The sequence below is a fragment of the Clostridium sp. genome (assembly GCF_050717535.1).
Lineage (GTDB): Bacteria > Bacillota > Clostridia > Clostridiales > Clostridiaceae > Clostridium_AD.
Map to the genome: position 1 here is coordinate 1 of NZ_JBOITM010000012.1, position 12,361 is coordinate 12,361.

The following is a 12,361-nucleotide window of genomic DNA, read 5'->3' on the forward strand; positions in this document are numbered from 1 at the left end:
CGCCCTAAATAAATTTTTTATTGCTATTTTTCTGTTATTTTACAATATATTCAAGTTAAACAAGTTAAAATTGGAATAGCCCAATATCCTAACGGATAAAACACAAGTTTTTGTGGTCTAATCATATCATTAATTATACTTCATTTAAAAAAATATTGACCATATCTTTTTTACACTGAAAACCTAGTGCCTTTAATGAGTTTTGTAATGCCAATAAGGTATAGGCCATTTTATCCTTTTTAGCATTTTCCCCCATATGACCTATTCTTATTACTTTTCCTTTCAGATATCCAAATGATCCAGATATGAATACATTAAATTCCTCAAGCATATGTTTTAATAACTCTTTATCATTTATACCTTCAGGAATTTCTATAACTGTTACTGTATTAGAATATCCATCTTTTATGTATAACTTAAGACCTGCTTCCATTATAGCTTTCCTTGTAGCCTTACCAATAGACTCATGTCTTATAATTACTTCACTATCCTCTAGGATATTATCAATAGCCTGTCTTAATCCAATAATATCGCTTATTGGTGGTGTATACGGAAACCATTTATTTTCATAATAATCTTTCCATACAAGTAAATTGCAATAATAAGAAGCTATTGGAGTTCTCCTCTCTTGCATTAATTTAAATGCATCTTCACTTACACTTAAAAAAGTTAGCCCTGCTGGAGCGGAAACACATTTCTGTGAGGCTCCTAATGCAATATCAATTTTCCATTCATCTACTCTTATATCTTCTCCACCCATGGCCGCTACACTATCTACTACTGTTAAAATACCATTTTTCTTTAGCAAAGGACATATTTTATCTATATCATTTAAAACCCCTGAAGGAGTATCACAATGTACTACGGTAGCATATTTAAAGTCATGATCTTTTTCTAGAAATTTTTCTAATTCTATTACATCTATCTTACATTTCCTATCTCCTTTAAAGAAAACCACTTGTCCCCCATACATCTTAACAAAATCTACAAACCCTTCGCCAAATATCCCATTATCAATTACAAGTACTCTATCATTCGTTTCAGTTAGAGAAGCACATGCAGCTTCAAGACCTAAAATTCCCTCTCCACTTAATATTCTTACTTCATTATCAGTATTTAAAAACTGGCCTATTTTATCACAAGTTTCTTTATAAAATTCATAAAACTGTAAATCCAAATCCGGATTAGTAGTGGCTAAAGCTCTTGCCATTCTAACGTTCTCTCTTACCTCCGTAGGTCCCGGAGTCATTATTTGAGACACTTTCATAATTTTCACTCCCTTAAACTGTAGTTTTAATTACCATGTATTAAATTATATCACTACAAATAGATTTTAAAAAATGTATGCATACAATGCTTTATAATATATAAGAATGTCACTATTATAAATATATCCCCATATAATTTATTTTTATATGGGGATAATCTTATTTGTTTTAAATACATCAATTTTTAAATTCTTTGTAATTATTCCATAACCTCATAAGTGGAGTCGAAAATTTAAGCAACTCAATACTACTATCATTACTGCATATTTTATCAATAAATTTATCGAGAAGTTTTTTATTTGAATTCCTAACTCCAAAATCTATCTCGTCATCAGTTAAACTCTCCATAAATCTTCTAAAAACAAGAGAATGATTATAATTTTCAACTAGTGGTTTAGAAAGTTCCTCATAATTGCCTAGATTACAGATATCATATGCTGAATATATTCCTGTTAAAATTGATGCGTACTGCCCAAATCCTAATCCTGGTGAAATAGTACCAAAACAATTGCCAACAAAATATGTATTATCAATTTTAGGTTTATCACATATTCCCATCATATATCTTGTAACTTCAAATTTATCAGTTATTTTAAATTTTTGATCTAAATTAACACATGCTAAATCATAAAATTTACCCCACATATCATTTATATCTAATTTTATATTGTCAGGATAATCAGGATAAGCCATAACTAGGTCTGCTTCTTTTTCAGAAAAAGGTATAAGCCAACCATATCCTTTAGGTAGTATCTCATAATTAAACCACACATGAGGATTGCTCCGAGTAAACTCACCTTGAACAGTTGCTCCTTTTATAGTGCACGTAAGGTCACACCTGTAATTACCTAAACTAGAAGCATATTCTCCATCTCCAGTTGCGAGTACTACATATTCAAAATTCTTACATAGCTCTTCATATTCATAGGTTGAGTTAAATTTAATATTAGCTTTTACTTGTTTAGCTAATTGATTTTCAAAGGAATCCTCATGTCTACCTCGTACATTTGTGTGTCCGATTTTTCCATCAATACTACCAATCTCATTTTTAGAATGTATAAATAATTTATCTACTTCATCTATAGGTGTCAAATTTATATGATAATTCTCTGCTAAATAAGGCAGCCAATTTTTAGTAGGTCTATTAAGAATACTGAACATTGCCTCTGCATTAACAAATCTATCCCCCACACAATTTCTTTTTTCAAAAATAGTTGGTGTAATTCCATATCTCTCTAGTGTTATAGCACAAGAGAGTCCTGACAATCCAGCTCCCATTATTGCAACTTCCAATTAAATCACCTCCTATAACGTATAGTATACAACTCAATATAATTTCTATACATTATAAGGCAATATAATGTTAATTTATAATATACTTCCTAGTCCTTGTTGTATTTATTTGCTATTAATTCACATATTTTTTTAAACATTCTTTATCTTTAACCTTTCTTTTATCCTATTCATGGAAGGATAGAATTGCTTCTTCAACATATAATCATTCCAATGCTTTTCATCACTTAATGAAACCCATACTAATTCTAATATCTTTCTAAAACTAACAGTTTCACTACCTACACTTTCAACACTTCCTGTTATTGGTACACATAAAAAGGTTATATACCTTTGATATTCATCCATTCCATTAGAAGGTTCATCAAATATAATCCCTTTTATTTCAACTTCTAAATTGGTCTCTTCTTTTAATTCACGTTTTATAGCTTCCTCATATGTTTCTCCATCCTCCAAATTTCCACCAGGTAACATCCAATATTCTTCCTGCCTTTTATAATTGTATTGTCTAAGTACAAGAATCCTATTATCTTTAAAAATTACAGCCTGACACCTAACTATTCTTGTCATGTATTTTCCTCCCCAAATATATTGTATTTTACGTGTTGCAGAAAACTTTATTTTAATTTAGTCTGGTCTTTTTTCAAAAGAGCAGAACTTTTTTTTAATGTGACACGAATATACAAAAACAGAAATGCTGTCAGCCCACCGCATGTATCTACCATCACATCTCTAAAAGCAGGTCCTCTTCCTGGAACAAAAGCTTGATGGAACTCATCAGAGCATGCATATAAAAACACTATAACTAAACTCCAAATAAAAACTTTAATGTTCCAATTTTTCTTTGTATTGATAGCCTTATATAACAAAATATACAAAATAAAGTATTCAGTAAAATGTGCCGCTTTTCTAACTATAAAATCACTCAAAGTCCCAAGTATGCTATTAAGGTCCAGGCCAAGCAACTTGAATACTTGTATTACAAATTTATTATTTTCACTTGATACCTCACCAGGTTGGCTAGAAAACACAAATATTAATATCATCCACCCTAGGACCAAAAGCCAATTTATATTTTTTTTCTTCATATATACACCCCTCAAATATTTCAAAAATTTTTCTGTTAATACTTTTATTATGCTTAAAGAGTATATCCTTGTCAATATTACACCTGGAATATGATTGAAAATTAGGAAGTTATGATACAGTTAATTTTCGTATATAATTGGTTCCTAGCAATTTTATGAATTGCCATAAAAATATTTATTTTGCATGTTGACAAATCATAACTTGCAAGTTAAAATAAATGTAAGTTATTTTTATAAAGACTGTGACGAGAACAGTATATATAGGAAGTAGTTAAAGCGAGTGGATTATAGTGAGAGTTCCATGCGAAGCCTGTATTGAAGAACATCTCTGAGTTTCCAGCTGAAATCCTTGTGAAATTAGGTGTGGACGGAGCCTAACCGTTATATATAGGACAGTATCGAATCTTTTTTCCGTACTGATTACGAGTGAGCTTTTAAAGCTAATTTAGGTGGTACCACGGAAGTTTAACCTTTCGTCCTAGAACAAGGATGAGAGGTTTTTTGTTTTTTGTTTAATTTTTAAGAACTATGGCATGGCCATGATAATCATTACTAAAGTACACAAAAATACTAGGAGGTTTTATTTATGATAACTTATAAAAAAGAACTTGCAATTCCAGTTGGATACAAACCACTTCTTGGATTAAAAGAAACAGAAATTGCTATTAAACAAGTAAAGGATTATTTTGAAAGCAGATTAGCAAAAGAGTTAACTCTTACAAGAGTCTCAGCACCTCTTTTTGTAAAATCTGATACAGGAATAAATGATAACCTAAACGGCATAGAACGTGTTGTTTCCTTTGATATGAAAGCTTTAGGTGAGACATCTATTGAAATTGTAAATTCATTAGCTAAGTGGAAACGTATGGCTCTATATAGGTATGGCTTTGAGGTAGGCGAAGGTTTATACACAGATATGAATGCTATAAGACGTGATGAAGATTTAGATAACCTTCACTCTATATATGTGGATCAATGGGATTGGGAAAAGGTTATTCTTAAAAAAGAAAGAACTTTAGACAAATTAAAAGAAATTGTAACTAATCTCTATAAAGTTTTTAAAGATACAGAAGATCAGGTGCATAAATTATATCCTAAAAAAGAAAAATTTTTACCAGAGGAGATTTTCTTTATAACTACGCAAGAACTTGAAGATTTGTATCCTACTCTTACTCCAAAAGAAAGAGAAGATGCTATATGTAAAGAAAGAACTGCAGTATTTATAATGCAAATTGGAGGCACACTAAAATCCGGCGAAAAACATGATGGTAGAGCTCCTGACTATGATGATTGGTCCCTTAATGGAGATATCATATTCTGGAATCCAGTACTAGAAAGAGCCTTTGAACTCTCTTCTATGGGAATAAGAGTGGATGAAGTAGCTCTAAGAGCGCAGCTTAAAATAGCTGGTTGTGAAGAGAGAAGTTCATTTGAATTCCATAAGCTACTACTAGAAGGCAGACTCCCATATACTGTTGGCGGCGGCATAGGCCAATCTAGAATATGTATGTATTTTCTAAATAAAGCTCACATTGGCGAAGTTCAAGCTTCAATATGGACAGATGAAATGATAGAAGATTGTATGAATGCAAATATAATTTTACTTTAACATTATCTAACAAATAAAAGCCACTGAAAATAATAAGTATTTTCAGTGGTTTTTAAAGTTTTTTGTATGCATTTTTCTAAACTAATTTTATTTCAAATATTTTAGGCCACAGCTTTCCGGTTACAAAAATATGATTGCTTTTTTCATCATAAGCTATTCCATTCAGTGTACCTGAATTTTTATATTCTTTAGGATTTAATAATCCTTTAAGCTCTATCCATCCAGTTATTTTACCACTATGAGGACAAATTCTAGCAATTTTATCACTCTTCCATACATTAGCATATATTTCCCCTTTAATAAACTCCAGTTCATTTAGCCTAGTAATAGGTCTGTTTTCATCATGAACTTTAATACTATATACCTTTTTAAAGTTTATGGGATTCAAAAAAAATATTTCATCTGTACCATCGCTCATAATTAAATGCTCATCATTGTGAGTAATTCCTGAGCCTTCTGTATTGTAGTAAAACTTGTTAATTAGATTAAAACTGTCTTTATTATAAATAAGACCAACTTTAGATTTCCATGTTAACTGAATAATTTTGTTCTTATAAATTGTAATTCCCTCACCAAAATAATTTTCATCTAATTTGTTTAATATTATAATCTCACCTGTTTGTAAATCTACCTTGCGCAGTGTGGACTCATTAACTTTCCCAGTACTTTCATAGATATAGCCAGATTCATACACTAACCCCTCAGTAAAGGCACTAACATCATGCGAATAAGTGTTTATAATATCATAAGAATACACTGGAATGTTGTTGAAATATACCATAAACCATCACGTCCCTAAATAATTTATATTTTGTGATTATTATATGTACATTTCAGCACTTATGTTAATGTAAACAAAAAGTATGTATTCTTAACAATCTCCATTTACATAATATATGTTCAAACACATAAATTATAAAGTAATACACCGAGTTTTACCCGAGGAATTCACGGCTTTCCACATTATCGGCTCTTATTGCTTTTTTCATAATAGTAAGATCTATAGTTTGATTCTCTTTATCGATGCTGCAAGGATATTTATTACCACACGTGCTACATTCTATATATTCCTTAAAGCAAGTCTGTTCCCTGTTATCAAATAAAAACGGAAGATTTTCTGACTCTTCGTCTTCTATATTAACATTTACCATATCTATTGTATATGTGTACCTATAGGTTGCCTCATGCTTTATTTCAAAATTCTTGCTATTACACTTTGGACATATTACCTCTTCATTAATTTTCAATTTATTACATCCTTTCAATACTAATATATTTATATTCTTTGTTTTTAATAGTCTTCTATTATAGCCTTAGAGTTTTGTAGTATTTTTATACACTAAATGATAAAATATGTATTATAAGTAAACTTTAAAGCTTTATAAACTCTAAAAAAATAAGTTTAATAAAAAGGGGGATTTTTAATGAAATTCAAAACAAAAAAAATGCTTGGTCTTTTAGGAATTTTGTGTTTATCAATGTTTATGGTTGGATGTATGCCTGGTGATGGCAGTTACTCTCAAGTTAAACCTGCAAATTTTTTATCTGGTATTTGGCATGGATGGATTGCACCCATATCCCTTATTTTAGGTATATTTAATAAGACTCATCGAGTTTATGAAACTGTAAATTCTGGATGGTGGTATGATTTTGGATTTTATATAGCTATTATTAGTGGCTTCGGTGGACTTTCTTTAAGTCGTAAGAAGAAAAAAGAAAAATAGTATAGCATTATTCTATTAACTAATAATAAAATTAATGGTAAACTAGATATAATAAATTAATTTAATTATCGACTTTTTATATAGATTACACTGTATTCATACATCTATGGTCAATGCAAACCATAGATGTATGAATAAGATTGGAGGTTAAGCTTTGATTAATACTAGAAAACAAATAAGTACATCTGTCTTAGAATCACAAAATTTATTTCAAGATATATTTGTTCCTGTAAATAAGAGGCAGGGGTTTATTAAATCAAAATCCCCTAATATCCCTATTTATTTTTATAGATATATTGGTATTAGTGAAAATAGCCAGCTCTATTATGAGAATTTAAATAAACTAAACCATAAACTTACTTCTCTTGGAAACTTATATATAAATTTCACCGCTGGAATACCCGTGGAAATTTTGCCTACATCTATATCAGATATACCCTGGGATAGCCTTCTAAGCTCTAGTTCGCCCGCAAGGAATACTTTAATTAGCATTCTTAAAACAAAAGGTTTATTTTCAAATTTTAACAATAGCTATTTTAACGAATATATTCAAAATAGCTTCGATGAAACCATGGCTCTTTATTTAGAAAACGAACCTAATAGTACAGAAACTGTAATGAAGAATTTTGCTGTTAAATTATTAGGATGGGCTCTGGCCTACACTCCAAAACTATTTTATAATCCTAATTATAATTCTAGACTAGAAGAGGATATTATTAATCCTAAGGTCCTTTTTTATGGTGATATAAAAAAACATGAAATTTATTTTTTGATTTTTTTATCCAAACTAAGCTGTGATGTTATATATATTAATTCTCTAGCGGATATGGGGTTTGCAAAAATTGATAAACGAAATGTGTATTCAAAACTACTAAAGCTGCCTAAAACTCAGCCGTTAAGGGATCTTGACTTGAAAATCAACATTAACTTTAAAAAACCTATTGCAGCTAATACTAGTAACCTCAGAGAAACTGTTATTAAAAAGGAGCCACCCGTTATAGAAAATAGGGTTTCTCCTTTAGCTATAACCTTTAAAGGTTCTATCAACACCTTACTTAAAAGTAGCATGAACATATTTAATGATATCATCTTGCCTGTAAATAAAAGGATTGGATTTTTAGGAGGCGCTGTGCCTTTTATCCCAGTGTATTTTTATAGATACATAGGAATAAAAGAAAATGAAGATGATTATTATAATGATTTATTTAGATTAGATAAAAACTTAAATATGCTGGGTGGGCTATACTTAAGATTTACAGACTCTATTCCCATACACTCTAATATTAAATTAAATGCCAGTTGTATAAATATATGGCAGCATGTAGATCCTTTTGATGTTTCATTAACTACTAAGATTGCTGCACTGCTTATGGAACATAAAGTTTTTCCCACCAATAATAATACAATAAATTGTTCTATGGCAAATAGTTTTAGTTATATATTAGATTTATACTGCAAAGAAGAGAAGAATTTGAACTTATCTAAAGTTAAAAATTTTTCACTTAAATTACTTTCTTGGGTTCATGAATTTGTGCCAACCCTTTTGAAGAATTTTCACTTTCAAGATACCGCTACTGATGAGATTATAAACCCCAAAATTATATATTATGGGGATATAAAAAAACATGAGCTTTTATTTTTAATTTTTTTATCTAAATTAGGCTGTGATATACTATACGTAAATTCACTATGTGATAAATTTTTAGACCTTACAGAATCTACTGAGCTAGTTTCAAAGTGCTCTGAACTCCCATACAAGGCTGATTTAAAAGAATTTCCAAAAGAAGAAAAGCTAATAAGACAGGAAACTATTGCTTCCACTGCCTCTAGAGAATTATCAAACTCTCTTTATACTGATAGCGATGGTTTTTATAGACCCTGGCAATTTGAGGAGTATAAAACTCAACCTGCAACACTTAAAACTACCCTTTATGAGTTTAAACAACTATGGAATGAACCCTCTAGTCTGCGTACAGGATTTAGAGTAGAGAATAAAACTGTCTATATGCCAAATTTATTTGCAAAGATAAGTGGTGTTCCTAGTGATTTAACTTTATATTGGAAGGATTTTTTTCATTTAAAATCCGCGGATAGTACATTATTCATAGCCCAGATTCCCTTCACTAATGTGAATTACTCTAAAACTGATTTATATTCCTTAGCCTTTGTACTTAATACTAGTGGCTTTGTGGATGAAAAAAAGCTTCTAGCCCACAGTTGTTATAAATTTTCTTATTTAAAAACTTCTCTGCAACATGTTATTTTAGAAAAAATAAATTATTTGATGAAAACAGATATGCTAAAAAAAACTATAGATAAAGACTTCAAATTAAAGATTTTAATGACTATTTTAAATACGGATAAAAATATACTACAACTAATTCAGCAATATGATTATCCATCTAAAATACCTAAACTTCTTATTTATGATAATAATGAGAATGTTTTTAGTGATGAGGATTCCATTATGCTATGCTTTCTAAATCTGTTTGGACTGGATATTAGTATATTAACCCCTACTGGATATAACAATATAGAATCAAAAATCAAGGAGAAATTCTATGACATTCATAGACTAGAAGAAGTGAATTTCAATTTACCCTTACCTGATTTTAATGATGAGAAAAAGTACACTAAAGAAAAAGGTAAAGGCTTCTTGTCTAATATTTTTAATTTCAAATAAGATACTTACCCATTATAAATTAATTAAAATAATAGGTGGACAGCATAGAATACTATGCTATCCACCTATTATTTTTTAAAGATATTTTAAAAACAACTTATAAAATTAGTCTAAAAAGTAATACACACTCATTATATAGTCTCTATTCCATAATTATCACACAGTGCCGCAAGGCCTCCTCTAAATCCACTACCTATACAATTAATCTTCCATTCATCTTTATATCTATATATCTCTGCTACTACCATTGCAGTTTCTATAGATAAATTCTCATCGAATTTATAATTTAAAACTTCTTGTTTACTATCGCCAGCTATAATTCTAAAATATCCCTCTGATAGCTGCCCAAAGTTTTGATTTCTTTCCGCGGCTTCATAAATGGTTACAGTAAAAGCTAATTTTTTAATGTGTGCCGGTATTAGATTTAAGTTTAACTGTATACTTTCATTATACGCATCTTTAAGAGAAGTATTGTGATCCGCTTTAATAACTATTCCTCCACAAGTACTCTTAGTGTTTTCATAAAAAATAAAGTCTTTTTCTACGGTTTTATCATTTATATCCACCATAAATACTGATACATCTAAATCAAAGTCATTGTGACCATTTGTGATTGCATTATAGTCCAGAGTTACTATTAATTTCGAAAGATTTTTAGCATTTTGATTTAAACTCAATTTTTGTCCTTTTCCCAGCTTAATACTTTTCGTAACATCCACAAGTTTTCTTTTTTCCATGTTCTTATTTGGCTTTATACCTGCATTCACATTATTTTGAGAAGTTATTTTAGGCTGTTCATTATTCCTGCTTTGAACATTTTTTTGATTTGTATGCTGCTTTGCACCCATTACTATAGTAGAACTATTTTCTGGTCTGATGCTGGTTTCAATAATTAATGTCCCATATTTCTTCTTTTGGGACGTTATTTTTTTATTACTACCTTCAATAATTATAGCCACAAACACCCCTCCCTTAATCTATTGCCACATTAAGTCCCGACTGTCTCTCATAAGGCTGGATAATTACAGTTTCTCCCTGAGAATTAAACTCTAACATATATGATTCACCAGAGGTTTGCCCAAGGAAAGTTTTCCAATTTACATCCGTTTTAAAATTTGGATCAGGGCCTGTCCAGCATACAACTGCATCAGGATCCACTGTGCAAGGTGTCTCTAGAATGATTGGGTTACCATTGGTAGTTATAACTACCTGAGGATTATTGCCTATGGCTGTCAAATTTGATGTAAACATACCCTTTTGAGATATTACCCCTGACCCCATAAACCTAACTCCATATTTACAACCATCAGTAAAAGCAAGTAAATTTTCTCCTTCAACTCCTACACTCTGACCTGGTCCAAGCGTAATTATAGTAGTATGTTGTGCTCTGTTTGCCATATAATAACTACCTGTTCCTTTTACTTTCATAATATGAATATTCTCTCCTGTCAGCTTTCTTGCTGCTAGATTCATAACGGATTTAAATATACTTTGATTACTATTTGTATCTAATAATACCTTTTCAGAAGTAAAATTTCCCTTATACGCCACCATTGCACCTAATTTTGCAAAAAATAGTCCGTCGCCCTCTGCGACGCAAGTAAGTTCTTGATGATTTCTAAAGTTAAACATACCTATTAACCCCTTTCTTATTTACAATGTACCTAATTTGTAATTATATAATCCTTCCGTAAATTTCGATACAAAATTCTATATATCAATTATAGCATAATTTTGTTAATTATCTATTAATACATACAACGTCTATTCCGAGCCATAAATATTTGCTATACTAATGTAACTAATGTTACAATATGTTAAATATATATTTATAAAAAAATTCAAATACCCAAGGAGGCTACTGTGAAATACTTAAAAATGTTAGGAAAAATAGTTTTATACTTTACGGTTTACATACTTACTACATTTGTATGCACGTTTACCTATTCAATTATTTATGGAATAATTAATTTTAATAGTGTAACTAACGCTCAGATTAATGAGTCATTAGTAAGAGACGGATTTTTATTAACTGCTGCTGCTGAAATAATAGGTTTTGGAATTTATGTGCTTATGTTTAGAAAAAAAGAGATAAATTTATTTCAAAGATGTAGTTTCAAGAAAATAAGTTTGAAGAACTCTTCGCTTATAGTACTTTGCTCTTTAGGACTAGCCATATTCTCCGGTAATTTGGTAAATTTACTTATAAGTAAATTCCCAAGTTATATGAAAACAAGTGCTGCTATAGAATTAAATGCAACTTCTTTTTTAGGCATTGTTTGTCTTGTTTTGATTATACCTATATTTGAAGAGATTTTATTTAGAGGATTAATATATAACGAATTAAAAACCCACTTAAATATAATTTTAGCTATAATTCTTCAAAGTATTATATTTGCTGTAGCACATGGTAATATGCTTCAAGGTATTTATACATTTATTATGGGTGTAGTATTAGCTATAATATATAATAAGACTAGATCAATTATTGCACCAATGTTATTTCACATAATGTATAATTTATTGGGTTCCATTGGTTCCATTGTAATCCCACTTATAATAACCTCCTTTGATGGTTATAATATAGTGTTTCTGATTTTAGGATCAATTATAACGGTCCTCTCATTAGCTCTTATATTCAAAAATAATGCTTAACAATTAACAGTAATGCGTTATATGCAGAGCTTTAAATACTT

Annotated in this window: 12 protein-coding genes and 1 other annotated feature; of the genes, 4 read left to right on the forward strand and 8 right to left on the reverse strand. The window is 29.9% G+C overall.

What is annotated here, in order from left to right; genetic code table 11:
- Positions 1-133: 133 nt before the first annotated feature.
- The 4 genes from ACREVU_RS02660 to ACREVU_RS02675 form a co-directional block, all read right to left on the reverse strand.
- Complete coding sequence (locus ACREVU_RS02660; RefSeq protein ID WP_431550080.1) at positions 134-1,267, reverse strand: pyridoxal-phosphate-dependent aminotransferase family protein; 1,134 nt, start codon at positions 1,265-1,267, stop codon at positions 134-136.
- Between the two features lie 178 nt (positions 1,268-1,445).
- Positions 1,446-2,561, reverse strand: coding sequence for an NAD(P)/FAD-dependent oxidoreductase (locus ACREVU_RS02665; RefSeq protein WP_431550081.1), 1,116 nt, complete (start codon positions 2,559-2,561; stop codon positions 1,446-1,448).
- A 132-nt stretch (positions 2,562-2,693) separates the two neighbouring features.
- Positions 2,694-3,131, reverse strand: a complete 438-nt coding sequence (locus ACREVU_RS02670; RefSeq protein ID WP_431550082.1) for an NUDIX hydrolase — start codon at positions 3,129-3,131, stop codon at positions 2,694-2,696.
- A gap of 47 nt (positions 3,132-3,178) precedes the next feature.
- Positions 3,179-3,649, reverse strand: coding sequence for a VanZ family protein (locus ACREVU_RS02675; RefSeq protein ID WP_431550083.1), 471 nt, complete (start codon positions 3,647-3,649; stop codon positions 3,179-3,181).
- A 233-nt stretch (positions 3,650-3,882) separates the two neighbouring features.
- Positions 3,883-4,133, forward strand: a binding site (T-box leader).
- Between the two features lie 102 nt (positions 4,134-4,235).
- On the opposite strand from ACREVU_RS02675, the gene asnA reads away from it, so the two are divergent.
- Positions 4,236-5,258, forward strand: coding sequence for an aspartate--ammonia ligase (asnA, locus tag ACREVU_RS02680; protein ID WP_431550084.1), 1,023 nt, complete (start codon positions 4,236-4,238; stop codon positions 5,256-5,258).
- Between the two features lie 76 nt (positions 5,259-5,334).
- Here asnA and ACREVU_RS02685 read toward each other — a convergent pair whose 3' ends face one another.
- Together ACREVU_RS02685 and ACREVU_RS02690 are read right to left on the reverse strand one after the other, a co-directional pair.
- Complete coding sequence (locus ACREVU_RS02685; RefSeq protein ID WP_431550085.1) at positions 5,335-6,039, reverse strand: glutaminyl-peptide cyclotransferase; 705 nt, start codon at positions 6,037-6,039, stop codon at positions 5,335-5,337.
- Positions 6,040-6,193: 154 nt separating this feature from the next.
- On the reverse strand, positions 6,194-6,505 hold the full coding sequence (locus ACREVU_RS02690) for a hypothetical protein (RefSeq protein WP_431550086.1): 312 nt from the start codon (positions 6,503-6,505) through the stop codon (positions 6,194-6,196).
- Positions 6,506-6,703: 198 nt separating this feature from the next.
- On the opposite strand from ACREVU_RS02690, the gene ACREVU_RS02695 reads away from it, so the two are divergent.
- Positions 6,704-6,982 carry a hypothetical protein gene (locus tag ACREVU_RS02695; protein WP_431550112.1) on the forward strand — a complete coding sequence of 93 codons (279 nt, stop codon included), beginning with the start codon at positions 6,704-6,706 and terminating at the stop codon, positions 6,980-6,982.
- A 154-nt stretch (positions 6,983-7,136) separates the two neighbouring features.
- Entirely contained in the window at positions 7,137-9,665 is a 2,529-nt protein-coding gene (locus tag ACREVU_RS02700; protein ID WP_431550087.1) for a YceG family protein, read from the forward strand.
- A gap of 131 nt (positions 9,666-9,796) precedes the next feature.
- Here ACREVU_RS02700 and ACREVU_RS02705 read toward each other — a convergent pair whose 3' ends face one another.
- Together ACREVU_RS02705 and ACREVU_RS02710 are read right to left on the reverse strand one after the other, a co-directional pair.
- Complete coding sequence (locus ACREVU_RS02705; RefSeq protein WP_431550088.1) at positions 9,797-10,624, reverse strand: TerD family protein; 828 nt, start codon at positions 10,622-10,624, stop codon at positions 9,797-9,799.
- A gap of 13 nt (positions 10,625-10,637) precedes the next feature.
- Positions 10,638-11,297, reverse strand: coding sequence for an AIM24 family protein (locus ACREVU_RS02710; protein ID WP_431550089.1), 660 nt, complete (start codon positions 11,295-11,297; stop codon positions 10,638-10,640).
- Between the two features lie 231 nt (positions 11,298-11,528).
- On the opposite strand from ACREVU_RS02710, the gene ACREVU_RS02715 reads away from it, so the two are divergent.
- Positions 11,529-12,320 (forward strand): CPBP family intramembrane glutamic endopeptidase, encoded by a 792-nt coding sequence (locus tag ACREVU_RS02715; RefSeq protein ID WP_431550090.1) that lies wholly within the window; start codon positions 11,529-11,531, stop codon positions 12,318-12,320.
- Positions 12,321-12,361 lie beyond the last annotated feature (41 nt).

Bases quoted from the DNA above. Each gene is read 5' to 3' on its own strand.
- ACREVU_RS02670 (WP_431550082.1), bottom strand. From the start codon at position 3,131: ATGACAAGAATAGTTAGGTGTCAGGCTGTAATTTTTAAAGATAATAGG.
- asnA (WP_431550084.1), top strand. From the start codon at position 4,236: ATGATAACTTATAAAAAAGAACTTGCAATTCCAGTTGGATACAAACCA.
- ACREVU_RS02710 (WP_431550089.1), bottom strand. From the start codon at position 11,297: ATGTTTAACTTTAGAAATCATCAAGAACTTACTTGCGTCGCAGAGGGC.
- ACREVU_RS02695 (WP_431550112.1), top strand. From the start codon at position 6,704: ATGCTTGGTCTTTTAGGAATTTTGTGTTTATCAATGTTTATGGTTGGA.
- ACREVU_RS02675 (WP_431550083.1), bottom strand. From the start codon at position 3,649: ATGAAGAAAAAAAATATAAATTGGCTTTTGGTCCTAGGGTGGATGATA.
- ACREVU_RS02685 (WP_431550085.1), bottom strand. From the start codon at position 6,039: ATGGTATATTTCAACAACATTCCAGTGTATTCTTATGATATTATAAAC.
- ACREVU_RS02660 (WP_431550080.1), bottom strand. From the start codon at position 1,267: ATGAAAGTGTCTCAAATAATGACTCCGGGACCTACGGAGGTAAGAGAG.